The sequence below is a fragment of the Desulfatiferula olefinivorans genome (assembly GCF_054657895.1).
Window position 1 is genome coordinate 34,927 of sequence record NZ_BAAHXV010000019.1, and the last position, 24,627, is coordinate 59,553.

A 24,627-nucleotide genomic window follows, 5' to 3' on the forward strand; every position below is an offset into this window, starting at 1 on the left:
TTATCAACCCACGACAAATCAAAAACCGGATCAATCCGCGTCGCTGTCTTTCAGACCCTTGGTCTTCAATCGTTCCAACGTGTAATCCCGGCTGCCCAGACCCAGTTTTTCGGCGTATTCCAGCTGGATGTCCCAATCGACCTGGGGATACAGCCCCCGGAACTTGTCTTCGCCTGCCCTGGTGTTGGCGGTCAGGCAGCTGCCGGGAAAGGCCGGCTCGCCGTTGACCAGATCCACCGACGCCTGATCCAGGGCCACCGGATCCAGCGAGGCCGCCATGCCGATGTCCCGGACGATGGGCACATCGTTGTGACCGATGCAGTCGCACATGGGCGAGATATGGTTGATGAAATTTACATAGAGAATTTTACCCTTTTTGGCCTCGATCACCGCCTTGGCGTATTCCATCATGCCTTCGAGGAAGACCGGCACCGACTGGTTCCATCGGATCTGGACGGCTTCGGCGGCGCAGACCACGATGCATTCCCCGCAGCCGATGCATTTGGCCTCGTCGATGACGGCCTTGCGGTCCTCGTTCAAGGCGATGGCCGAGGCCGGGCAGTGCTTGATGCATTCCTTGCACCCCACACAGCGCTTGCGGATCACCTTGGGCGACACGGTGGAATGCATGGCCAGCTTGCCCCGCCTGGAGGCGCAGCCCATGCCCAGGTTCTTGAGGGTGCCTCCGAAACCGGACAGTTCGTGGCCCTTGAAATGAGCCAGGGACACCAGGGCGTCGGCGTGGTGGATGTCGGTGCCGATATAGGCCTGGTCAAAGTGTTTTCCGCCGATGGAAACCGCCACATCGGCCAGCCCGCGGAGCCCGTCGGCGATGACCAGAGGCGCATCCATCACCGCGTAGGCGAAGCCGTTCTTGACGGCGGTATCCAGATGGTTGACCGTATCACTGCGGGTTCCGGCGTAGAGGGTGTTGGTGTCGGTCAGAAAGGGCCTGCCGCCGCAGGCTTTGATCTCTTCGATGACGGCCCTGACAAAAACGGGGCGGATAAAGGCCGTGTTGCCCTTTTCCCCGAAATGGAGTTTCACCGCCGTCAGATCGCGTTTGCCGATCACCTCGGACAAACCGGCCGTCCGGACCAGACGCCCCAGTTTGGCGGTCAGGCTTTCCTGAAACGTGGCCCTGAAATCGGTCAAATAAACGGGTGATGCCATAGGTCCTCCCTGTTTGCACTATCCGGAATCTTACCCCGGCCTTGTATTTGAATCGGATTGGCGTTAAAAGACTATCAGTGTAATCAACCGACTGTTTTTCGTCAAGAACAAGGAGCGATCATGCCTGCGGACCCCGTGAGAACCCTTGCGGCCCTTGCGGCCCTGTACCGCATTCACGACCGGCTGACCGGGACATGGGCTCCGGCCTGCACACGGGGGTGTTCGACCTGTTGCACCCGGAACGTGACCCTGACGAGCCTGGAAGCCTTCTATCTTCTGGACGGCCTTGACCCCGAAACCCGCAGCGGCCTGCTCGACCGCATCGCCGCCCGGCGTCACCTGCGTCGTCTGACCCCTGCGATCACCATCAACACCATGGCCGATCTGTGCATGAAGGGACTTCCCGTACCCGATGAAGACAGCGATCCGGCCTGGGGGCCCTGCCCCCTGCTCGACGAGGGACTCTGCACGGTCTATGACAGGCGCCCCTTCGCTTGTCGGTCCATGGTTTCCCTGACACCCTGCGGCCCGGGGGGCATGGCCGACATGACCGAATTGATGATGACCGTGGGAACGGTGTTCATGCAGTACCTGGAGCATCTGGATCCCAACGGCTGTTTCGCCAACCTCAGTGATCTTCTGCCCCTTCTCTCCGAAACCGGGGCCATGGCCGCCTACCGCCGCTCGGGCACCTGTGCCGCTCCGGACGAACGGTTTCTGAAAAACCGCCCCCTTTCGGTTCTGATGATTCCGCCCGACCAGCGTGAGGCCCTCCGGCCCATCCTGATGGAATTTCAGACCCTATAGGATAAGGGCCTGCCCCTACAGCATGTTAAGGGCCGTCTGGGCCACCTTGATCAGGGGCACCACCTTGTCGACCTTGCCTGTCTTGACGGCTTCCTTGGGCATACCGTAGACCACGCAGCTGGCCTCATCCTGGGCAATGGTCATGGCCCCCTCGTCCTTCATCCGGGCCAGGCCCTCGGCCCCGTCGGCCCCCATGCCGGTGAGGATGATTCCCAGGGCATTGGGCCCGGCGTACCGGGCCACGGAATTGAACAGGACGTCGACGGCGGGCCGCTGATGGTGAACCATGGGACCGCTTTTCACATTCACGTAGTATCTGGCACCGCTTCGCTTGAGCAACATGTGGAAATTACCGGGGGCGATCAGAACCTGTCCGTTGGTGACCGTATCGCCGTCTTCGGCTTCCTTGACGCTCATCTCACACAAGGAATCCAGACGTTCGGCAAAGGAGGTGGTAAACTTGGCTGGCATGTGCTGAACCACGACGATGCCCGGCGCGTTCCGGGGCATCCGGGTCAGCACTTCCTTCAGGGCCTCGGTGCCGCCGGTGGACGCGCCGATGGCAATGATCTTGCTGGTGGTGGCAATCAGGGCCTTGGAGGACAGGGCTGCGGTTTCCCGAACCGGCCGTTCGGCGATGCCGGGCCGCCGGGGCGCCACCTTGACATTGGCCACCGCACGGATCTTGTCGGCCAGCTGGATGCTCAGATCCCCCACCGAATAGGCGGCCGACGGTTTGGAAATCACCTCCAGGGCCCCCAGGGACAGGGCCTCCAGGGCCACCTTGCCGCCTTCACGGCTCAGGGAGCTGACGATGATGACCGGCAGCGGGGCGTAGGCCATGATTTTTTTCAGGAAGGTCAGGCCGTCCATGCGGGGCATTTCGATATCCAGGGTCACCACATCGGGTTTCAGCGTAACGATTTTGTCACGGGCTACATAGGGGTCCGGTGCGGTTCCGATGACCCGGATATCCTTCTCCTTGGACAGCTCTTCGGTAAATACTTTACGGACAATGGCCGAATCGTCGACCACCAGCACTTTGATCTCACGTCCCATGCATGATTCCCCGCCGTATGTCGATAAGGCTGCAGATCATCCGTTCAACTCGATGATCGTAACAATGAGGCCGTCAACGGCCTCGGCCGCCACGGCCCCCTCGGGCAGAGTCCGTTTCCAGGATGCGACGACGGCCGGGTCCTCGATGATCTCAGGGATACCCAGCGTGAACTCACTTGCGCTGTCCATGTTGGAGAACATGTGACCGGCCACCATGTTCAGCACCTCCTTGATAATGCCGTCGCTGTGCGGGCGCTTGATGTTCCGGGGGTCTTCGCCCATGAAATCGGCGGCCATGGTCACCAGGAGGGCCTCGGGGATGACCATGAAAAACCGACCGCTGAGTTTGCCGCCAAAATCAAGCCGGCAGACCCGAAGGTCCGGCTGATCGAACAGGGCCTCGGGACGGCGCCGGGCGGCGTCATCACATTCGAGGGGCATGTAAAACATGGTTTCGAGCACGTCAGAAATCGACGCCGTCATCGCTGACTTCAGTTCCTTCATCATTGTCGCCTTCTCCAAGAATCTCGTGAAGCTTCGCCCGGATTTCTTCGGGCGTGAAAGGTTTACGGATGTAGCCCGCAATCCCCATACTCCGGAACTCGGCCATCCTGGCCTCGCCGCCCTCGGTGGTGACGACCAGGACCGGAACGGTTTTCATCAGGTCGTCTTTTTTCATTTCCCGGACCAGTTCCAGACCGTTCATCCCCGGCATGTTGTAATCGGTCACCACGATATCGACCCATTTTTCCCGAAGAATCGAAAGGGCCTCCATCCCGTCGGCCGCCTCGTCGTATTCGGCCATGGAAAAGCCGGAGGCCTTGATGGTTTTCTTGATCACCTTCCTCATGGGCAGTGAATCGTCGACAACCAGAATATTGAATCCCATAATTTCCCCCGAAAAACCTGTTTTCAGATGACCTTCAGCAGGTCTTCGACTTTTTTCATCTCACTCCCGAAGGCGGCGATGATCTCCTGGAGATCCACCGGGGTGATGCCCAGAAGGTCCAGCACGTCCTTGTGGAACCGATAGGCCAGTCCGTCGGCGCCCCCGCCGATGCCCATCATCATGCAGACACTGTCGGCCACATAGAGGATCTGGGTATCCAGATCCTTTCGGGCCGCCTCGTCGTTCAGGTGATGATTCTTGATCATGAACACCATTTTTTCGGAAAAATCCCACATTTCCGCCACCAGCCCCCCCAGTTCGGCATGATCGATGCCGATCACCTTCTTTTCGGCTTCCTTGAAACTCAAGCCGCCGTGGGTGACCAGATGGTCGATTTTCGCAAAGGAATCCCCCACGAACCGGTCAAGGATCACCTTGCCGATGTCCTTGACCAGGGCGGCGGTGAAGATCATCTGTTTGTTCTTCGACCCTTTTTTTTCAGCCAGGTCCCGGGCGATCAGGGCCGAAGCCACCGACTGCTTCCAGAGTTCCCCTTCGTTGAGGCCGTAACCGGCCTGCCCCTTGGCCAGATTGACGGCCCCGGACTTCATCAGGACCATGTCGATGACCTGGTCCATGCCCATCATGGTGACGGCGTCCTGGATCGATTCCACCCGTCGGGGCAGGCCGTAGAAGGCGGAATTGCACATCCGAAGGATATTGGCCGTGATCATGGGGTCATAGAGGATAATTTCGGCAAGATCCTCCATCGATGATCCGGGGTTCTCATACACGGCCATGATCTGATTGACCACGGCCGGAATGGGTGTCAGGTTGTCGATTTCCCTGATCAGCTCTTTGATGGCGCTCATAGCTTCTCCTCGCCCCGTCCCGATGTTTTCATGAATATGTCCCCGCTGCCGATGTCCAGACGGATCGTCCGGTTGACGTTGCCCCCCACGTCTTCGTGATCGATGATCACGTTGTTCTTGAAAAAAATCTTGCGCAGGGCCATGTGGTTTCGTTTGCCGATATTGAAAAACCCTTTCTGGTCGAGAATCTGGGCCCCGCCCACCACGACCACGCGCATTCGGTTTTTCTGGGCACCCAGGGCATAGGTCGCCTTGAACAGCGCCGGGATGCCGGTATCGGCAAACATAAAAGGATTTTTTTCGGCCTTTTCCCTGTCCAGCGACGATTCGGGAAGCATGTAGTGAAGCATGCCCCCCACCCGGACCTTGACATCGTAGACCACCACCCCGATACAGGACCCCAGGGAATAGGTGATCAGTACATCGTCCTTGCTCCCGCTGACTTTCATATCCGATACGCCGACAATTGTTCTCACAACAAGACCTCGTCCAAGGATGTTCCTGTCAAACCCTTCCGCCTTGCGCCCTCACGAACGGGACACCACATCGAACAGCCCTCCGATATCCAGGATCAGGCCCACGGTGCCGTCGCCCATGATGGCGCCGCCGGCCAGACCCTTGATGTGCTTGAGCGTTTCACCGAGGCTCTTGATCACGTATTCCTCCTTGCCCAGGAGTTCGTCGATCAAAAGCGCCCGCTGCTGTTTGTTGCTTTCAACCACTATGGCGATGTTGTCCCAGACGTCCCGGTGCGCCACGCCCCCCCCGCAGATTGATTCCAGGCGGATCAGCGGGATCAGGTTCTTGCGGAACATCAGCATTTCCCCCTTGCCTTCCACGGTGAAATAGTCTTCCCGATGGGGCCGGAACGATTCAAGGATCGCCATGGTGGGCACGATGAAGCGACCTTCTCCGATGCGCACCAGCATGCCTTCGATAATGGCCAGGGTCAGGGGCAGGGTGATGATCACCGTGGTTCCTTTGCCGTGAACCGATTCGATATCCACCCGTCCGCTCATGGCCTCGATGGCCTTTTTCACCACATCCATCCCCACGCCCCGGCCCGAAATATCGGTAATCGCCTGGGCCGTGGAGAACCCCGGTTTCATGACCAGCTGAAAAATCTCTTTGTCCGAAAGCACGGCGTCGGGGTCCACCAGACCCTGTTTGACGGCCTTTTCAAGAATGGTCATGGTGTCGAGGCCCCGGCCGTCATCGACGATCTCAATGACGATGTTCCCTCCCTTGTGATAGGCTTTGAGGCTGACGGAACCTTTCTCGGGCTTGCCCGCCCGTTTTCGCTCCTCGGCGGACTCCAGGCCGTGGTCAACGGCATTGCGGATCATGTGAACCATGGGTTCATACAGGGCCTCGACCACGTTCCGGTCGATTTCCGTTTCTTCGCCGGACATGGTCAGCGCCACGTCCTTTTTGCAGCTTTTGGACAGATCCCGGACCAGCCGGACCATTTTCTGGAAAGTGGCGCTGATGGGAACCATACGCATGGACATGGCGATTTTCTGGATATGGGAGACAATCTGGCCGAGCTGGTTGAGATTCTGCGCCATTTTCTGACCGGAGCCGCCCCGCGAGGCCGCTTCCTGACGCAGCATGGACTGGGCGATGACCAACTCGCCGGTCAGATCCACCAGGTTGTCGAGTTTGACGGTATCGACCTTGACCTGAAAGGGCCCCGGTTTCCTGACCCGTTTCTGCTCGCGGAGCGCCGAAATCACCTGTCGTGATTCAACCCCGCTTTCCTCGACGAGAATTTCGCCGAGCTTTCGCTCCGGATGATCCGCCTGATACTGCAGGGCCTCACCCAGAACCTCCGGCGTCACGGCCCCGCTGCTTATCAGGATGTCACCCATGCGGCGGGGCGGCGTCTCCCGGCCCAGTTCCGTGTCCATGCGCTCGATAACGGCCGAAAGGGCCTCGATGTCGATGTCCGCATCATCGGCCGTGGTGCCGGCCTCCAGGCCCCTGGCCACCCGTCCGATCAGCCGCTTGAGCAGGTCCACGGCCTGGAGAATAATATCGGTGACCTCCCGGTCGATGACGAACCGCCCCTTTCGGGCGCTGTCCAGGAGGTTTTCCGTGCAATGGGCCAATTGGTTGATCTTTCGGAGATCCAGAAAACCCGATATCCCTTTGATCGTGTGAAAGGGCCTGAAAATCGCGTTGATGATGTCCGTATCGTCGGGATGCTCTTCCAGATCGATCAGATTGACTTCGATGGTTTCCAGATTTTCCCGGGATTCAATGACGAAATCCTGGAGGATCGCCACATCGTCCTCGTCGAGCCGCCGGGTAACGGCAGACGGTGTCTCGGAAGCCCGGGGACGGGGGGCGGCGGGTTCCGGTGCAGCCGGAGGCGCCGGCGGCTGCGGGCGGCAGAGATTTTCAAGGACCTCGTCATAATCGAACCCGAAGGGCTCGTCCCGAAGCCGATAGCGTGTCATGGCCCGGATCAGGAAGACGGCGTCACGCACCGGATCGATGTTCCGGTTGTCGTCAAGGACCACGGTCCCAAGATAATCCCGGGCCTGGGCCGTCACCGCCTTCACATCGTCCCAGCCCTGTTCCTCCGAGCGTTTCTCCAGCGTTTCGAGGCTGTTCAGACATTTCCCCAGGGCCGGAATATCATCGCTCGCAAGATTCGAGACCATGAGGGCGATGTGATTCAGATCGTTTTTGATGTGTTCCATCGTTTCCTTAGGATTTTCCATGACGGTTTTCTTTTGAACAGGACGGACACGGTCGGAAAGGTGACGCAGGACACGCCGCCCGGCCTGTTTGCTGAACAATTGGGAAGTGATTGGGCATCGCCCGGCCTTGATGCCGGGCGTTATGATAACACGGTTATGACTATGAAAAGATTAAATTTTCGCGAATTATACCGCAGGGCAAAGCGTATTGTCAATCAGGATTTAAACGACACCGGGACGGTTGACAACGCCCGGCTCTGTCTTACGTTGTTGAATATTCTGCGCCCGTTACGGCGCTTAAACGATTCTATAGATGGAGATTGAACATCATGTCTTTTGAAAGCCGGGAAGAAACCCTCGAAAAAATAATGGCCGCACCCAAACCCAAGTGTCCGCACTGCAATCAGCCCATGGACCTGTGGGAGGTGCCTCCCATCTCCTTCAGCGACGGACTGGGCTGGGGCGTGCCCTACCTGTACGTCTGCTTCAATGATAACTGCCCGCTGTTCGTCAACGGCTGGGACGACATCATGGAACAGGTGGGCCAACGGTCCTCGGTCCGGTGCATGAATTACCCCGGCACCAAGCAGTTTGAAATGCTGCCGGTCTTCAGTTCCTTCGGCGGCAGCGGACAGGTGGTCACCGATGAAACCGTCGCCCGACAGAAAGCCCACGAAGAGGCGATCAAATCAGGTTTTTCCATTCTTGCCGACTGTTACGTGAACAAGGATCTGGTCCAGATTCTCAAAATGACCCTGGACGGGCAGGAACCCACGCGGGTCCGATTGAAAGCCGCCGAAATGCTCGGCGACCTTGCCGAGACCGAAGCCGTGGATCCCCTGCGCAACACCAAATTCGGAAACCTCAAGCTTCAGGAGACCGTGGACACGGCCATCGCGAAGATTCACGAACGGTGCTTTACGCGGGAATGCCCCTTCTGCGCGGAAATCATCAAGAAGCAGGCGAAAATCTGTAAGCACTGCAAAATGGAGGTGGCGGGCGAGTAAATCGCGACGGACCGCCGCACAAACAAAAAGGGGAGCGCCGGGCGCTCCCCTTTTTTTATGGTATCCGTCATGGGGCCGATCAGGCCAGATCCTGGGGTTTGACGATCGGTCCGAACTTGGCTTTGAGAGCCAAAAGGCCCTCTTTCTGGGCGTCGAGGACGGTGAACAGCTGGGCCGGCAGATTCTTTTCCTTGCCGTAGGCCGCCCGCTGGAGATCGATCCGGGCGACGATGTTGTCCACATACAGGGAGAACTGACGGGTATACAGCTCGCTGCCGTATTCCTTGCCGATCACCTCCATGAAAAGGGTTTTCAGGTCCTCGTACCGGGGAATCAGGCCGATGGGCGTTTCAATGGCGGCAACTTCCCCGTGGGCCCGGCGTTCAAGCCAGGCCAGCCAGGCCTTCACATCGCGTTTTTCTCCGAGAAGCTTCGGCGTGCTGCCGCCCCGGGCTTCGTCGGTGAGGAAGTAGTTCAGCCCGGCCATGATCGGCCGACCGCCGTTGGCGTTGAGTTTTTCATTGCCGAAAAACTTGAACTGGGCGTCCATGTAATCGGCCAGGGAACCGGGAATAAACGGGGCATTGGCCCAGGGGGCCCGCTTGACGCCCGTGGCGCCGACCTCGGTGGCCGTGGCGGCGGACACGATGCAGGCGCCGATGACCACGCCCTGCTCGGGAGTCTTGGCGACCCAGACCGGCGGCATGGTGTCGCTGTCCCTTCCGCTATAAGTAATCACGCTGGTTTTGACACCCTTGGGATTTTCAGCTTCGGTCGAGTAATTGGCCAGGGCTTTGGCCACCAGGGTCGCCCGGGCGTTGGGATGGGAGGGCGGCACCTTCTTGCCGTCTCCGTTGACCATGCCCTGATACCACTCGCCCTGAAAATTCTTTCCTTTGGCGGGCAGCGCTTCCCCGTTGCCGGTCCAGTGGGGCACACCGGCTTCATCGACCAGCACGTTGGACCAGATCACTTCGGTGCCGGGCTTGCGCAACAGTTCCATCAGCTTGGGGTCGCCCTCCCAGTTTACATCCTCGACAATGCCGAAAATGCCGGACTCGGGATTGATGGACCGGATATACCCTTCCTCGTCAATCCACATCTGGGCCAGATCGTCTCCCACGAAAAAGTGACCGGCCATGGCCGTGGTGGTTTTCCCGCAGCCGCTGGGGGCGGCGCCGGCAAACCAGGTCTGACGGCCCCCGGGGCCTTCGATACCGGTGATGAACATATGCTCGGACAGCTCGTTGCCCCGGTTTTTATAGACGGCCTTGTCCACGGAAAAGCGGTGGTTGCCCTTCTTGAGCAGAAGGGTGTTGCCCGCGTAGGTGCAGTTGATGCTGTAGGTGGTCTGTTCGTGGCGATCCATGAACACCCGGGCGGACGGAAGATCCTCGGGTCGGTTCTTGCCCTGGGAATGGATGTTCGAATAAAAATAGCCCTGGCGCCCCACTTCCTCATCAAAACGGTCGAAACAGTTGCGATACAAGAGTTCGGCACTGTGGGCCACATAGAAGGAGCTGGTGATTTCGATGGCGGGGTTGGACCCCGCGGCCCCGACGGGCCCCCGGGAATAAAACCCGACGATCATCACCATGCCTTTCATGATGCCGGTCATCTTGCCGGTCACGTCGTTGAACGCCTCGGTCCTGTCCATGCGGTTGGCCAGGGAGCTGATGTCCTCGTCCGGTTCGGCCATATAATAGGTACGATCGGTGATGCGCCCCTGCTCTTCCTTGAGATCGAAGTGAATGGTATGATCGACCATGGCAAGGGGAGCCTCTTCCCCCTGGGCAAGGGCACCCTGCCGAATAAAGGCCTTGTCCGCGTCCGTCCCGGTGTTGACGAAAATCGAATCCGGTTCGCACATGGCCGCGGCGTTGGCGATCTTCAAGAGAGCGCCTTCCGTCCGGATCGTCCTGATCTTGGCCAGGTTCTCCGTATCCATTTTTGCTTCAAAAAGCGTAAATGCCTGGTCGATGGTGCTGATCCCACCGATCATCAACTGCTTGTCTGCCATTTTTCCCTGCCTTTGTCGAATGGCGCGGCGACAGGGTCGCCGCGCCTATGATTAAAATGATTAAACTATAAAAGCAATGTAAGACACGCTATATCACACAGTCGGATTTGGCCGGCCTGGGCATGTTTTGCTCAAGCCAGATCATCACCTTGTCGAACTCACGGACCAGTTCGGAAAGGGCCTTGCCCCGGTGGCTGAGACCGCTTTTCTCCTCCATGGAGAGTTCGGCGAAGGTTTTTCCCCGTTCGGGATAGAAAAACACCGGATCGTAACCGAATCCTTTGTCGCCGGAGGGTGCACGGGTGATTTCGCCGTCGCACCGGCCTTCGTAGGTCAGGGCCGGACCGGTGGGAATCGCCAGGGAAATCACGCATTCGAAGGCGGCCTTCCGGTTGGTGACCCCGTCCATGGCGGCCAGCAGTTTGTCGACGTTGGCCTCGTCCGTGGCATGTTCACCGGCATAGCGGGCCGAATGGACGCCGGGAGCGCCGTCAAGGGCCTCGACAACCAGCCCCGAATCGTCCGCCAGGGCCGGAAGCCCCAGAACCCGGGAGGTAAAACTCGCTTTCTTGTAGGCATTGTCGTCGAAGGTCAACCCGTCTTCGACCACCTCGGGAATGGGCCCGAAATCATCGAGGGTCATCAGGGTCACCGGATACCCTTTCAACAGGTCCCGGATCTCGGCGGCCTTCCCTTTGTTTCTACTGGCAAGAACAATAACCATCGGTTTTTCCATGACGTCTTTCACTCCTTCAGCCGCAGGGGGAATGTTCGATTGTCTGAAAACGATAATCCGGCGGGGCGCCCGAAGGCCCCGACGATGCGATGACATCCCCCCCCATCCCGGCGATTCATTCGAAAATATCCGTATAGTCCACAAATTGATAATTGTAAAGTCTTTGCAATCAAACACTTATATCTTTTCATATTCGAACATCGAAATCCGTTGAATACGAAGACCGATCGGCCATAATGTTCAGAACCGAACATTATTGACCCGATTTCGTGTTCAAACGTTCATAAAGCGTGTTCCCTGAAGCTTCATACCGTCGCCATCGAACACTAAAAAATCGGTTGGGGACATGGGCCGGGGAAAAAACCCAAACGGCGTCACTGATTTCCGAGTCACTGATTTCCGAACCCGTTCTGGGCCCCGCAATCGGGGCAGTCCCAGGTGATGCCGTTGCAGGTCACGCCCCAGAAGTTCTCGTCCATGCAGGACTGGCACATGGCAAAGCCGCATCGGCAGCGCCAGCAGAACGTATCCCGAACCCCGCAGCAGTGGCAGGGAATGGCCTGGGCCCGCATTTTTTTCAGTTGGTAGGCGGAGCGTTTCCCGGCCCGCGCCGAGGCCCGTTCTTCCTGTTGTCGTTTACTGTCATTCATGATAGGTGTACCTTTTATCGATGTCATCAAGAGGCCCAACGTAATTCAGACCCCGGTCAATGTCAACGACACCATCACAGGAAAACCCGATGACCAGCCCGAAAACCATCTATCTGATCGACGGAAGCGCATACATTTACCGAAGCTTTCACGCCCTGCCGCCCCTGTCCAATTCCAGGGGGCTGCCCACCCATGCCGTTCTGGGGTTCACCGGCATTCTCGTCAAGCTGATCAAAGACAAAAAACCGTCCCACCTGGCGATGTTCTTCGACAGCCGGGGCCCCTCCTTCCGCCATGAACTCTATCCGGACTACAAGGCCAACCGGCCGCCCATGCCGGACGATCTGGCCGTGCAGCTGCCCTTTGTCCGGGACATCACCGACGGGTTCCGGGTCAAACGCTATGAAAAACCGGGCTTCGAAGCCGACGACCTGATCGGCACCGCGGCGGTCCGGGCAGCCGAACAGGGTTTCACGGTGATCGTGGTCAGCGGGGACAAGGATTTCATGCAGCTGGTCAGCGACCGCATCCTGATCTTCGATCCGGTCAAGGAGCAGATGATCGACCGCAGGGCGGTGCGGGAAAAAACCGGGGTCGATCCGGAACAGATCCTGGACGTCATGGCCCTGACCGGCGACACCTCGGACAATGTTCCCGGCGTACCCGGGATCGGAAAAAAAACCGCGCCCGCCCTCATCGAAACTTACGGCAGCCTGGAAGGGCTCTACGACAACCTCGATCGGATCACGGCGAAAAAGCAGAAGGAAAACCTTGCGGCAAACCGGGACCTGGCTTTTCTCAGCCGGAAACTGGTGACCATCGACACGGCGGCGGACATGGACTTTTCCGTGGAGGACTGCCGGGCGGCCGATCCGGACACCGACCGGCTCTCCGACCTGTTTGCGGAACTGGAATTCAAAAAATTCCAGCAGGAATTTCCCAAACGCAGGGTGCAGGCCGACACCGTTTACCGGGCCATTCTCACCCCAGGCGATCTGGATCGTCTGGTCGCCGACCTGGCGGCTGAATCCATGATCACCCTGGACACGGAAACCACGTCCACCGACCCCATGCGGGCGAAACTGGTGGGCCTGTCTTTTTCCATCCGGCCCCACGAGGCGGTGTACATTCCCTGCGGTCATAACTACGAGGGCGCCCCGGCCCAGCTTGCCCTGACGGCGGTCTTAGACGCCCTAAGACCGGTCCTTGAAAACCCTTGCATCGGAAAAACCGGGCAGAACATCAAGTACGACATGATCGTCCTGGCCCGCCACGGCATCGAGGTGGCCGGGGTTTCCTTCGACACCATGGTGGCCTCTTATGTGCTGAACCCGACCCTTCGTTCCCACGGGCTGGACCAGATCGCCCTTACTCGGCTCGACCACAAAACCATCTCCTTTGAAGACGTGGCCGGCAAGGGGCGCAGCATGCTGCTCTTTTCCGAGGTTCCCCTGGACAAGGCCGTACCCTACGCCTGTGAGGATGCCGATATCACCCGGCAGATCGCCTGTCTGTTCAGCGAGGAACTCGACCGGACCGGCCTGAGGGCCCTGTTCGACACCGTCGAAATGCCCCTGTGCCGGGTGCTGTACCGGATGGAAATGAACGGCATCCGGGTAAACCGGGACCGGCTTGAGTCCCTGTCACACACCTTCGAGCAGGAAATCCTGACCCTCGAGCAGGAGATTTACACCCTGGCCGGTGAACCCTTCAACATCAAATCCTCCCAGCAGCTCGGGCAGATTCTGTTTGAAAAACTGGGATTGCCGGTTCAGAAAAAAACCAAGAAGAAAACGGGGTATTCCACCGACGTGGACGTCCTGACCATCCTGGCCGACCGGCACGACCTGCCCGCACGGGTCCTCCGCTACCGGACCCTTTCCAAGCTCAAGTCCACTTACACCGACGCCCTGATCGAGATGATACACCCCGAAACGGGCCGCATCCACACCTCGTTCAACCAGACGGTCACCGTCACGGGACGGCTCAGCAGTTCGGACCCCAACCTTCAGAATATTCCCATCCGCACCGAGGAGGGGCGCCTGATCCGAAGCGCCTTCGTGCCGGAACCGGGACACGTCCTGGTGTCCGCCGACTATTCCCAGATCGAACTGAGGATTCTGGCCCATTGCTCGGAGGACCCCATCCTGATCGAGGCCTTTGTCTGTGACCAGGACATCCACACAAGGACCGCCGCCGAAGTCTTCGACTACCATCCGTCCCTGGTCACGGCCGAACTCCGCCGCCAGGCCAAGGCCATCAACTTCGGCATTGTCTACGGTATGAGTCCCTACGGCCTGTCCCGGGAGCTTAACATCAGCCAGAAAATGGCCAAAACCTACATCGACCATTATTTCAACCGCTACCAGGGGGTCAAGCGCTACATGGACCGGGCCGTCGAAGAGGCCCGGGCCACCGGACGCACCAGCACCCTTTTGGGCCGTATCCGGGACCTGCCCGAAATCACCAGCTCCAATGTTCCGGTCCGGCAGTTTGCCGAACGCTCGGCCATCAACACCCCCATCCAGGGCACGGCGGCCGACCTGATCAAACTGGCCATGATACGGTGTCAGGAACGCATCGACGAAGAGCATCTTCCGGCCCGCATGCTGCTTTCGGTTCACGACGAAATCGTTTTCGAGGTCGACGAAACCCGGTGCGACGCGGTCATGGAACAGATCCGCGAGGTCATGGAACACATCTGGGAGCTTCGGGTACCCCTCAAGGTCAATATCGCCCGGGGCGACAACTGGGCCGAAGCCCATTGACCTCCCCGGTTTTCTCAGGATCGGGTCGACTCCCGGGTAAACACGCGGATTGAGCGGTCCTTGTCAGGGCCCACCGCTTCGGCGTCGCCGGCATCCGCGTCCCAGACCCGGAGGGCCTCGGGATCCGTCACCGCCACCACCGGGCAGGACGACCGGGCGGCGGTCCGTTCGACCACGCTGCCGGCATACCATTTCCCGTCCGTTTCCTTGGTATGGGAGCCCACCACGATCAGATCCGCACCTTTTTCAGCGGCCCAGCGAAGCAGTTCGAGATGGGGCAACACGCCGCCCCGGACCCCGCAGTATCGGGGCGTGTCCTTCAGGATGTCCCGGCAGAACGTCTCAAGCCGTCCCAGGGCCGCGGCCCGGTCGGCTTCGTAGTCGTCGCGGGAATACTTGGGATAGGGCGGAACGGGAATCATATGGAAGGGGAAAATGCCTGAACCGAAGGTCTCGGCCAGATCCCGGGCGAAGGCCAGGGCGCATTCGCAGGACAGGGAAAAATCAACCCCCGCCACGATGGTCCTGAACCCCTCTTTCGGCATTCGCGCCAGCGGATTGACGATCATCACCGGGCAGGGCTCCCGCATCATCACCCCTTCGGCCGTACTGCCGATTTTCCCCATCACCCGGACGACCCCCTTGAGTTCGCCCCGGCCCGAATGGGGGCCGAGCACGATCATCGAGGCACCGATCCTTCGGGAACACCGGACAATCTCCTCCCAGGGAAAGCCGGGCATCACATGAATGGTCACGGGCACCGGGACCGGTCCCGCCTGGGCCAGGCTCTCGCCAATGGCCGTTCTCACGCGGTCCGCATACCCCGCATCCCAGTCGATGTCCCTTCCGGTCGCAACATCCCTCACCCGCCGTCCGCCCTGTGTGTGATCCGATTCGGCAACATGAAGGATGTGCAGGGGACTGTTTTGCTGAACGGAAAGGGTCAGGGCCGCAAGGACCACCGGATCGGGAACACCGACCAGATCGGTGGCGGCCAGTATCTGTCTGAACATGGGACCTCCTTTCTCCGGCCGCGCGACACCAGGCGGCGCCGGATTCACGGTATATCAATCAATGCCCGCTGACTGCGGGTGTAGGCATCGGCCAGCAACCGACGTAGACAAACCTCGGGCGGCGCATGGGTATCGACGATCAGGCGTGATCCGGCGTCAACCTCGGCAAGGGGCTCGAACTGCGCCTCCATGGGCTCCTGATGAATGATGCGCGCGTCCGTCAAAAGGTCCCTGCGTCCTTCCCGCCCGTAAAGCCGGGCGGTCCGGTCGGCCCGGGTCGCCCGGCATTCGACGGCGATCCGATCGGCCCCTTCGGCAGCGGCCAGACGCGCCGCGGCGTCCCGATGCCGCCGCAGACGAAAGGTGGCGTCCAGAACCACGGATCGGCCGCGGCGGAGGGCCGTTGCGGCCAGGGTCATCATCCGGTCGTAGGTTGTTTCCGTGGCGGTCTTTTCGTAAATCCCCGTTTCGAAGGGCTGATCGTCCGGCTCCCGGCCCGAAGAAGAAAACAGCTGTTTTCTCACGGCGTCGGAACGGATCACCCGCGCCGTCATGGCCCCGCTCAGGCCCGAGGCCAGGGTGCTTTTCCCCGAGGCGGGCAGGCCGCAGACCATCCAGAGTCTGGGCCGGTCGGCCGTTTCGCTGAACCGCTCGGCCAGGGCCAGGTACCTTCGGATACGTGACGCCGTCGCCGTTTTTTCCGGCGCGGCAAGATGTCCGGTCTCCATCCGGATCCGATCGACCTTGAATCGCACCATGGCCCGGTAAGCCTTATAAAAATCGATAAACCGGTACAGCCCGGCGTCTTTCTCCCATGCCGCATAATGCGTGAGAAACCGCCCGGCCGCCCAGGGCTGATCCAGGAATTCGAGGTCCATGACCAGAAAAGCCGTATCCGAGGCCACATCCAGATACCTCAGCGTGTCGTTGAACTCGATGCAGTCCAGAACCTGAATCCCCCGATCGGTCAGATAAACATGGCCGCACCGCAGATCGCCGTGACCGTCCCGAAACCGTCCTGCCGTCATCCGCCGGAGAAAAAGCGGACGATCACGGGCAAGAATCCTTTCCGTCCGCATCCGGACCCGGTCGAAACACTCCCGGCTGACCAGGCTGCCGGCCCCCGGCCCAAAATTCTCCAGGCAATGGCCGCAGAGCCGTTTAAAGGTCTCGGCCCGGGGCGGGGGCTCGGCCGCGGGGTTGTGTTCATGAAACGCGGCGATCAGGGCGGCCAGGTCCCGGAGAACCGCATCGGACGGCGGCCGGCCCAGATTTTTCAAACTGCATGATTCGGGAAGCCGCCGCATGACCACGGCATACTCCACGGGGGGACCCGGGCCGTCCAGACAAAAGCGCCCGTGTTGACAGGTGATCGGGACAACGCCCCGATAAACGCCGTCGGTCAGACGGCGGTTCAGGGTCACCTCCCGTTCACAGAAAAACCGGCGCTTGTCCAGCGAATCGTAATCGACAAATCCGAAATTCACCGGCTTCTTGATCTTGTAAACAAAATCACCGGCCAAAACGACATGGGAAATGTGGGTTTCAAGGGACGTGACGGTGTCCGCGGGATGGGGATAAAAGGCCGGGCTTTCCATCTGATCGTAAAGATCCGACGGGCGGTATGTTGTCGCGTTCTTCATGGCGGCCCAGCTCCTAAAATAAAGAGGGCGCTAAGGGGCGTTCACGGCCAAAGGCCTGAGATATAATTATTTGCTTTTATTATTTTTTATCACCATCAATCTTCTTTGTCAACGTCATTGCAGAGACGCACCACGCTCCGATCAATCATAATATTGACATTTTAGAGGTAACATTTTATTATATTCCCGCCTGTTTCCCCGACCCCGGTTCCGGGCAACTACCCGGATCCGGAGCCCGACACGTCTCACCATCACCCATGACGACGGCCGGCCGACTCCGGTCGGCCGTCTGCGGAGGACACCACCATGAACCATCCACCGAAAAACATCGCCTTTGCCCTGAGCGGTCTTGCCGGCAACAATGCCCACGGGGCCGGATTTCTCCAGGCGGCCCTGGCCGTCGGCGTCATCCCCCGGGTCATCTCGTGCACATCCGGCCAGATCTACTGGGTGTTCAATTATCTGAAAGCCCTGAATGATCCGGCCGAACCGCCTGCGGGCCGGGCTGCGGACACGGCCTCTTCTCTGCGCTCGATTCTCAAGGAGGACATCGACAGCGTGCCCGAAGGCCCCATGGGCGCGATCTCCCAGCTGCTGTGGGGGCGGCCGGGGAAAATCGAGCCGGACTATCCCCAATTTTTCAACGACGTCGCCATGAACAGCTGGCAGCTGGTCCTGAGAAACCTGACCCGCCCGGCGTCATTCACGACCCTGTCCGATTTCTATCACCTGATTCCCTCAAAATGGCTGACACCCTGTTTCCCCGACTCGTTTTACCATGCCGTCAGCCGGTGCTTCAACGACGAGGGGCGGGTCGGCATTTTGTTCAACAGCTACAACCCGGGCAAAGGCTGTGAAACCGTCTATGTCAACGATACCGCTCGTCAGGCGCTCAACCTCCATGACCGGACCGGGTCGCGGAACGTCCTGTACCGGGCGATCACCCCCTCGGCGGTCCGGGACGCCCTCCGGCTCTACGACTACGGATTTGCCGAGGACCTGGGCCCCAACATCGACGGGGAATATTTCAGACCGGTGATTCTGCGGGAGCTTGTGGCCATGGATCGGGTGTTTGTGGTCAGGCCCGTCAACACGCGATGGATCGGCGAACTGCCGAAAACCCGCCCCGAACTCGAAGACATGAAAACGGAAATCGGTATCAACGCGATCTACGCGGCGGAAAAAGCGGGCATCGACCTGATCAACACCCTCATCGAAAAAGGGCATTTCAGGGAAGGACACCCCTACCACCCCGTTATGATCGACGAGGTCGAGATCGAAATCCAGCAGGGGTTCGATGATTATGCGCGGGAAGACATGGGTGTCTTTGATGCGGCCCTCTCCCGGAGCAGGCGACTGCTCGGTCGGGATCGACGGTAAGGAGAAGGACCCGAAACGGCGGGGGATCAGGCCTCGGGCGGTGCCTGCTCGCCGGTCGTTTGAACGCCCTGATCCGGATCCTGGGCACCCTTGACCGCGGCATCGATGGCGCGATAGATATCCCGAAACGATTCGCCGAAGCCCGAGGGCGACACACGCCCCACCTCGATGAATTTGACGATAATTTCCTTACTGGCCCTCAGTATCTGCTCATCAATCGATGTGACGGTCTTTTTCATCGGTGTCCTCACTGTTTTCCGTTGATGTACTGTCGGCAGGTGCCGCGGCCGCCTCGCCATCGGCGGACTCGATGATCGTTTCGGCCGGCGTTTCAGGCGACGGTGGCCGGCCATCTTTAAACATTCCCTCGATACGCCTGCCGTCGCCGGTGGTCAGGCAGCCTTCGCCGTGATAGCGATCCTGGTCGAAATGCCCTTCATAACGACTGCCGTCGGCCAGTTTCAACCAGCCCATACCATGTTTCACACCCCGGATCAAGGCTCCGGTGTACTCGCTGCCGTCGGCATACCGGAACACGCCCTCACCGGTGACCTCAAAGACCCTGAAGGCCGGCCCGTCGCCCTGTCTGCCTGCAAACGGCGATGCGGCATCGCGGGTCAACAGCCCCCCCGTGTGAAGTCGGCCCGTCAGGCGGCTGCCGTCGGGAAACAGCCAGATGCCGGCTCCGGCAATGCCGTCGTCTTCGAAGGTGCCGGAAAAACAGACCCCTTCGGCGAAAAAAAACTGCCCCTTACCATGAAACAGATTGTCTTTGAACTCCCCCCGGTACCGGGTGCCGTCGCTACGGATCAGGGTGCCCGTCCCGTTCATGCGGTAGTCGGCATTGAGCGTGCCCTCGTACACCGTTCCGTTCCGGAAGGCGAGCCGGCCGGCTCCGGCCGGCTCGCCCTTCTCAAATCGTCCCGCGCACACGCTGCCGTCGGCGGCGGTGAGGCACCCTTCCCCGTTGAAGGTATTTTCCCTGAACGCACCGGTGTACTGGTCCCCGTTCAGATAGATCAGGGTGCCGGTGCCCTCGATGCGGCCGTCACGGTGTTCGCCCACATAGCGGACCCCGCCGGTGAACAGCGTGGTTCCGAATCCGTGCTTGCGACCGGCTTTGAAATAGCCGCTGTATCGCCGGCCGTCCACATGGGTCAGCGTGCCCAGACCCTCGTACAGCCCGTCTTTGAATTCCCCGGCGTAACGCGCCCCGCCCGAAAGAGACAGTGAGCCGAACCCGTTCATGGCGCCCCCGGCGAACCCTCCGCTGTAGCAGGCGCCGTCGGGAAAGTTCACGTTCCCCTTGCCGTCCATGAGACCGTTTTTGAATTCACCGATGTACACCCGGCCGTCGGGCCACTCGTAACGTCCTGCCCCGGAAAACAGCCCCTCGGCAAAATCTCCCCGGTAGACCCCCCGGTCGGCCAGGCGCTTCTCGCCCGAGCCGTCGATACAATTCCCGCCGACACACTCACCGCCGCCCTCCCTGATCCCCCGGGATGAGGACACACATGCCGTCATCATCATCGCAAGAAAGACCCACACACAAACCGAAGAGACCTTCATACCCCCACCTTATCGAAAACCCATGAAAAAAAAGCCGGACCGGCTCCGTCGCGAGCCGATCCGGCTGACTGTATCCGTATGACTCCCGATGCCGTCATCCGTGCATCTGATTGTGCTGCATCGCCCTCCGGACGAGGATCTCGACCTGCCGTTCCGACAAAAGGCCGTGGACCACGAAATAATCCCCGAACCTGCGGTGGAACCGATTCTGTTTGCCCATGATGGCCATGTGCTGGAACCCGGACACAAACCCCTCGCGCCGGGCGTATTCCCCGAACCGTTCTCCGCGGGCTCTGTTCTGAAGGATCTGAACCACATCGTGGGCCGTGATGATGTTCCAGTCAAGGGCGATCTGACCGTAGCGGGGCCTGATCCTGCGCTGCCAGGAGATGGCGTCGATCAGGTGGCGCCAGGTGATCACACCTGAATAGTAGAGGTACTGCCCCAGCTTCAGGCGCTGACCGGGAAGAATACCCCGGTAATACGAGCCCGCCGCAGACCGGACCGGGCCGTTGCCGGGCCGGGGCCGGGGTCGGGTCGCGGCGCCGGGATGCCCCCGCCGGACTCCGGCGCCGGCATCGACGGTCACTGTTTTTTCGGCCACGGGCAATAGGGCCTCATAGGCCCGTTTCACTTCCTGGAACATCCGTGACTGATCCGCTTCCGCTCGTCCCAGGGCCCGGGCGCGATCGGGATGGGTTTCCAGAGCTTTCTTCCGAAAGGCTGTTTTCAGAACCGACGGATCCAGGGTGTTGACAAACGACGGTGAAAAAGGAATATCCGGACTGAAAAGAATCTGGCAGGCACGAAGAAAATCCGCGCTGGACAGGGTTGTCAGCATATCGTTCCTTTATCTTTGGCCATGACGTTGAAGATCGGATCCATCCCGGCGGGCATTCGGCCGCCGGAATGCCCGGCACCCCTTCCGCTGATCGTAACATGCCTTATCAATACTATATACAGTGGTATTGTCAAGATGATTGTTGATATCTTGTACGCCGATCCCCTTCCCTCTTTTCTTTTCCCGACGTCCGGCCTATAATGGCATCCATTGTCAGACATCAGGCCGGTGCGCCTAACCCGATCACCCCAAACCGTCATCCGGAGGAGTCCATGACCGATCAGATCACCATCGTCGCCTCGTGCGGCACCGACAACCCCAATCGTTCGACCCGCGCCATCCATCTGGCCTCCGTGGCCCAGAAGCAGGGCAAGCGCGTCAGCCTCTTTCTGCTCGACGAGGCGGTCTATCTGGCCAAAAAAGGCGTCATCGAGTTTCTCCGGGCCGCCACCGGCGACGTGGCCGAGGATCTGATGGCCCATCTCCAGGCCTTCGAGGTGCCCATTATCGTCTGCACCCCCTGCGCCAAAACCCGACAGATCACCGAGGCGGACCTGATCGACGGCGCCCGGATGGGTTCTGCCGCAGAACTGATCGACCTGGCCTGCACAGGCAGCGTGATCAGCCTCTGACCCCTTCGCGCAAGGGGTGTCCGGCCGTCACTTTTCGGCGTAAAGGTTCATCAGCTGGAACACACAGGACAGGATCATCAGGACCGCCAGCACAATCAGCAGCCCGGGCACCCAGACCAGAGACAAATACGCAGGCTCGGTGAGCGCCACGGACACCCCCGCCACACCAAACAAAAGCACCAGTATCATCAGGGTCATCAGGATGTAACAGGCCGGTTCCGATTCATACCAGGCCGCAATCATTTTCCTGAAGACCGGATCGGGTCCGAGCCCCATGGGTCCCCCTCTTTTTTTCAATCGTGTCCACGTCAAGCGACCAATGCCATTATGTGCTTCATATTACGGCAAATTCAGAAAAAATCAAGCACAGGGGCCGATTCGACAGTCTCGAACGACCGGATAGCCGCCTGAAATCCCTTGGCTTTCTCCATGGGTGGTTTTTGACAAAAAATACCATATATAGATTTTACCCCCTTGACACAGGACAACATCTTGTGTAATTGTGGTCCATCTTCATCGAATTGAACAAACAGATCCGCCGGCAGTCACCGGCGGCTGAATCCGTTTTTATCATCGACCGTTTCCGTCGCCTGTTTGAATGTGACAGGCAGACATGATTGTTTTTGTCGTCAACGGAAAGAGGGGCCATCGATCCTGTGGATCATGTCTCCGCCGTTACCCCGAAAGAATCGGAAGCAGGCCGGACACCGTATCAACGTCAACGTACAGGAGGGGGCAGCCGTGTTTGAAACCATCATAAAACGCAACGGGCATGTGGCGGAATTCGATTCATCGAAAATCACCAGCGCCATCAGTATGGCCGGCAAGGCCACCGGCGAATTCAACGAGCGGGAGGCCAAGAAGCTGACCCTGCGCGTCCTGACCCTGGCCCGTGAACTCCGGATCGGCCCCCGGCCCGAAGTCGAGGAAGTCCAGGACATCGTGGAGCGGGTTCTTCTGGACTCCCCCTTCTACAAAACCGCCAAGGCCTATATTCTTTACCGTGAACAACGGACCCAGATTCGTAACATCACCATCAAGGCCAACACGGACCTGATGGACAACTACATCAAGAAGCTGGACTGGAAGATCAAGGAAAACAGCAACATGAGCTATTCGCTCCAGGGGCTGAACAACTACATTTCCTCGGACATCACCTCGGAATACTGGCTGAACCGCATCTATCCGAAAGAGGTGCGCGACGCCCACAACAACGGCGACATGCACATCCACGACCTGAGCCTTCTGTCCGTGTACTGTGTGGGCTGGGATCTCCAGGACCTTCTGAAGGTCGGGTTCAAGGGCGTGCCGGGCAAGGTGGAAAGCGCACCGCCGTCCCATCTGCGCTCGGCCCTGGGCCAGGTGGTGAATTTTTTCTACACCCTCCAGGGTGAGGCCGCCGGCGCCCAGGCCATTTCCAACTTCGACACCCTTCTGGCCCCCTTCATCCGCTACGACAACCTCTCGTACCGGCAGGTCAAACAGGCCATTCAGGAATTTGTGTTCAACATCAACATCCCCACCCGGGTGGGATTCCAGACGCCCTTCACCAACATCACCATGGACCTCCAGGTGCCGTCCATCCTCAAGGACCAGCCGGTCATCGTGGGCGGTGAATACAAGGAGGAAACCTACGCTGCCTTCCAGGAAGAAATGGACACCCTGAACAGGGCCTTTGCCGAGGTGATGATGGAAGGGGACGCCAAGGGACGGGTATTCACCTTTCCCATTCCCACCTACAACATCACCCGGGATTTCAACTGGGACAACCCCAACCTGGACCTGATCTGGAAGATGACCGGCAAATACGGCATTCCCTATTTCTCCAATTTCGTCAACTCGGACATGTCCCCCGACGACGCCCGAAGCATGTGCTGCCGACTGCGCCTCGACAACCGGGAACTGCGCAAACGCGGCGGCGGCCTGTTCGGCGCCAATCCCCTCACCGGTTCCATCGGCGTGGTGACCATCAACCTGCCCCGCATCGGCTACCTGTCGGTCACCGAAGACGATTTCTTCAAAAAGCTCGACCGCATGATCGATCTGGCCAAAGACAGCCTGGTCATCAAACGCAAGGTGCTCGAGGAATTCACGGAAAAGAACCTTTATCCCTATTCCAAGTTTTACCTGCGTCACATCAAGGAGCAGAACGGGATCTACTGGAAAAACCATTTCTCGACCATCGGCATCATCGGAATGCACGAGGCCTGCCAGAATTTCATAGGTGAAGGCATCGCCTCCAAAGACGGCCACAGCTTCGCCATCAAGGTCATGGACCATATCCGCGGACGTATGGAACAGATCCAGGAGGAGACCGGCGACATCTTCAACCTGGAAGCCACCCCCGCCGAGGGCACGGGATACCGTCTGGCCATGAAAGACAAAAAAGCCCATCCGGAAGCGGTGTTCGCCAACAACGACAGTCCGGAGCCCTTCTACACCAATTCCACCCACCTGCCGGTCAACTATTCGGACGACGTGTTCGAGGTGCTCGAACTCCAGGACGAACTTCAGACCAAATACACCGGCGGCACGGTGCTTCATCTGTTCCTCGGCGAGGAGGTCTCGGATATCGAGTCCATCAAGGCCTTTGTCCGAAAGGTGTCCGGCAATTTCCGCCTGCCCTACTTTACCCTGAGCCCCACGTTCAGCGTCTGCCCCACCCACGGGTACATCCGGGGTGAAGTCTCCCGCTGCGCGGTCTGCGGTGAAGAAACGGAAATCTATTCCCGCGTGGTGGGTTACCTGCGACCGGTTCAGCAGTGGAACGACGGCAAGCGCTGTGAGTTCGGCATGAGAAAAACCTTCAAAGTGGCTTCCTGACGGCCCTCCGGGGGCGGGTGTCTTTCCGCCCCCGGGT

23 protein-coding genes are annotated in these 24,627 nt (G+C 59.3%); 7 read left to right on the forward strand and 16 right to left on the reverse strand.

Going from position 1 to position 24,627, the window contains the following annotated elements; all coding sequences use genetic code 11:
• Positions 1-30: 30 nt before the first annotated feature.
• On the reverse strand, positions 31-1,173 hold the full coding sequence (locus tag ACYQ11_RS13795) for a DUF362 domain-containing protein (protein WP_459924381.1): 1,143 nt from the start codon (positions 1,171-1,173) through the stop codon (positions 31-33).
• Between the two features lie 120 nt (positions 1,174-1,293).
• Between ACYQ11_RS13795 and ACYQ11_RS13800 the strand changes: the two genes are divergently transcribed.
• Positions 1,294-1,980 (forward strand): YkgJ family cysteine cluster protein, encoded by a 687-nt coding sequence (locus tag ACYQ11_RS13800; RefSeq protein WP_459924382.1) that lies wholly within the window; start codon positions 1,294-1,296, stop codon positions 1,978-1,980.
• Positions 1,981-1,995: 15 nt separating this feature from the next.
• Here the strand turns inward: ACYQ11_RS13800 and ACYQ11_RS13805 are convergent, their stop codons facing one another.
• The 6 genes from ACYQ11_RS13805 to ACYQ11_RS13830 are packed head-to-tail and all read right to left on the reverse strand — an operon-like array spanning position 1,996 to position 7,508.
• Positions 1,996-3,039 carry a protein-glutamate methylesterase/protein-glutamine glutaminase gene (locus ACYQ11_RS13805; RefSeq protein ID WP_459924383.1) on the reverse strand — a complete coding sequence of 348 codons (1,044 nt, stop codon included), beginning with the start codon at positions 3,037-3,039 and terminating at the stop codon, positions 1,996-1,998.
• Between the two features lie 36 nt (positions 3,040-3,075).
• A complete protein-coding gene (locus tag ACYQ11_RS13810) occupies positions 3,076-3,546 on the reverse strand; it encodes a chemotaxis protein CheX (protein ID WP_459924384.1) in 471 nt (156 codons plus the stop codon).
• Positions 3,503-3,928: a response regulator gene (locus tag ACYQ11_RS13815; protein ID WP_459924385.1), complete on the reverse strand. Its 426-nt coding sequence runs from the start codon at positions 3,926-3,928 to the stop codon at positions 3,503-3,505. The genes ACYQ11_RS13810 and ACYQ11_RS13815 overlap by 44 nt, the downstream gene beginning before the upstream one ends.
• A 23-nt stretch (positions 3,929-3,951) precedes the next feature.
• Positions 3,952-4,800: an HDOD domain-containing protein gene (locus ACYQ11_RS13820; protein ID WP_459924386.1), complete on the reverse strand. Its 849-nt coding sequence runs from the start codon at positions 4,798-4,800 to the stop codon at positions 3,952-3,954.
• The gene (locus ACYQ11_RS13825; RefSeq protein WP_459924387.1) at positions 4,797-5,276 is read right to left on the reverse strand and encodes a chemotaxis protein CheD; all 480 of its coding nucleotides are present in this window, start codon (positions 5,274-5,276) and stop codon (positions 4,797-4,799) included. The genes ACYQ11_RS13820 and ACYQ11_RS13825 overlap by 4 nt, the downstream gene beginning before the upstream one ends.
• A gap of 51 nt (positions 5,277-5,327) precedes the next feature.
• Positions 5,328-7,508, reverse strand: coding sequence for a chemotaxis protein CheA (locus ACYQ11_RS13830; protein WP_459924388.1), 2,181 nt, complete (start codon positions 7,506-7,508; stop codon positions 5,328-5,330).
• On the opposite strand from ACYQ11_RS13830, the gene ACYQ11_RS13835 reads away from it, so the two are divergent.
• Together ACYQ11_RS13835 and ACYQ11_RS13840 are read left to right on the forward strand one after the other, a co-directional pair.
• Entirely contained in the window at positions 7,479-7,832 is a 354-nt protein-coding gene (locus ACYQ11_RS13835; RefSeq protein WP_459924389.1) for a hypothetical protein, read from the forward strand. The genes ACYQ11_RS13830 and ACYQ11_RS13835 overlap by 30 nt on opposite strands.
• A 5-nt stretch (positions 7,833-7,837) precedes the next feature.
• The gene (locus ACYQ11_RS13840) at positions 7,838-8,515 is read left to right on the forward strand and encodes a zinc ribbon domain-containing protein (protein WP_459924390.1); all 678 of its coding nucleotides are present in this window, start codon (positions 7,838-7,840) and stop codon (positions 8,513-8,515) included.
• A gap of 79 nt (positions 8,516-8,594) precedes the next feature.
• On the opposite strand, the gene ACYQ11_RS13845 is transcribed toward ACYQ11_RS13840, so the two are convergent.
• The 3 genes from ACYQ11_RS13845 to ACYQ11_RS13855 all read right to left on the reverse strand — a co-directional run bounded on the left by ACYQ11_RS13845 (position 8,595) and on the right by ACYQ11_RS13855 (position 11,921).
• The gene (locus ACYQ11_RS13845; RefSeq protein ID WP_459924391.1) at positions 8,595-10,535 is read right to left on the reverse strand and encodes a phosphoenolpyruvate carboxykinase (GTP); all 1,941 of its coding nucleotides are present in this window, start codon (positions 10,533-10,535) and stop codon (positions 8,595-8,597) included.
• Between the two features lie 88 nt (positions 10,536-10,623).
• Positions 10,624-11,271, reverse strand: coding sequence for an XTP/dITP diphosphatase (locus tag ACYQ11_RS13850; RefSeq protein WP_459924392.1), 648 nt, complete (start codon positions 11,269-11,271; stop codon positions 10,624-10,626).
• A 389-nt stretch (positions 11,272-11,660) separates the two neighbouring features.
• On the reverse strand, positions 11,661-11,921 hold the full coding sequence (locus ACYQ11_RS13855; RefSeq protein WP_459924393.1) for a hypothetical protein: 261 nt from the start codon (positions 11,919-11,921) through the stop codon (positions 11,661-11,663).
• 89 nt (positions 11,922-12,010) lie between these two features.
• Here ACYQ11_RS13855 and polA point away from each other — a divergent pair, with 89 nt between their 5' ends.
• On the forward strand, positions 12,011-14,689 hold the full coding sequence (gene polA, locus ACYQ11_RS13860) for a DNA polymerase I (RefSeq protein ID WP_459924394.1): 2,679 nt from the start codon (positions 12,011-12,013) through the stop codon (positions 14,687-14,689).
• 14 nt (positions 14,690-14,703) lie between these two features.
• Here the strand turns inward: polA and ACYQ11_RS13865 are convergent, their stop codons facing one another.
• On the reverse strand, positions 14,704-15,702 hold the full coding sequence (locus ACYQ11_RS13865) for a universal stress protein (RefSeq protein WP_459924395.1): 999 nt from the start codon (positions 15,700-15,702) through the stop codon (positions 14,704-14,706).
• A gap of 44 nt (positions 15,703-15,746) precedes the next feature.
• On the reverse strand, positions 15,747-17,345 hold the full coding sequence (locus tag ACYQ11_RS13870; RefSeq protein ID WP_459924396.1) for a bifunctional aminoglycoside phosphotransferase/ATP-binding protein: 1,599 nt from the start codon (positions 17,343-17,345) through the stop codon (positions 15,747-15,749).
• 306 nt (positions 17,346-17,651) lie between these two features.
• On the opposite strand from ACYQ11_RS13870, the gene ACYQ11_RS13875 reads away from it, so the two are divergent.
• Entirely contained in the window at positions 17,652-18,725 is a 1,074-nt protein-coding gene (locus ACYQ11_RS13875; RefSeq protein ID WP_459924397.1) for a hypothetical protein, read from the forward strand.
• Between the two features lie 26 nt (positions 18,726-18,751).
• Here the strand turns inward: ACYQ11_RS13875 and ACYQ11_RS13880 are convergent, their stop codons facing one another.
• From ACYQ11_RS13880 to ACYQ11_RS13890, 3 genes are all read right to left on the reverse strand, one after another.
• Entirely contained in the window at positions 18,752-18,964 is a 213-nt protein-coding gene (locus ACYQ11_RS13880; protein ID WP_459924398.1) for a hypothetical protein, read from the reverse strand.
• Positions 18,939-20,294, reverse strand: coding sequence for an MORN repeat-containing protein (locus ACYQ11_RS13885; protein ID WP_459924399.1), 1,356 nt, complete (start codon positions 20,292-20,294; stop codon positions 18,939-18,941). Before ACYQ11_RS13885 ends, ACYQ11_RS13880 begins: the two co-directional genes overlap by 26 nt.
• Before the next feature lie 94 nt (positions 20,295-20,388).
• A complete protein-coding gene (locus ACYQ11_RS13890; RefSeq protein WP_459924400.1) occupies positions 20,389-21,135 on the reverse strand; it encodes a J domain-containing protein in 747 nt (248 codons plus the stop codon).
• Positions 21,136-21,407: 272 nt separating this feature from the next.
• Between ACYQ11_RS13890 and ACYQ11_RS13895 the strand changes: the two genes are divergently transcribed.
• Positions 21,408-21,767, forward strand: coding sequence for a DsrE family protein (locus ACYQ11_RS13895; protein WP_459924401.1), 360 nt, complete (start codon positions 21,408-21,410; stop codon positions 21,765-21,767).
• A gap of 27 nt (positions 21,768-21,794) precedes the next feature.
• On the opposite strand, the gene ACYQ11_RS13900 is transcribed toward ACYQ11_RS13895, so the two are convergent.
• On the reverse strand, positions 21,795-22,043 hold the full coding sequence (locus ACYQ11_RS13900; RefSeq protein ID WP_459924402.1) for a hypothetical protein: 249 nt from the start codon (positions 22,041-22,043) through the stop codon (positions 21,795-21,797).
• 465 nt (positions 22,044-22,508) lie between these two features.
• Here ACYQ11_RS13900 and ACYQ11_RS13905 point away from each other — a divergent pair, with 465 nt between their 5' ends.
• Complete coding sequence (locus ACYQ11_RS13905) at positions 22,509-24,590, forward strand: ribonucleoside triphosphate reductase (protein ID WP_459924403.1); 2,082 nt, start codon at positions 22,509-22,511, stop codon at positions 24,588-24,590.
• Positions 24,591-24,627 lie beyond the last annotated feature (37 nt).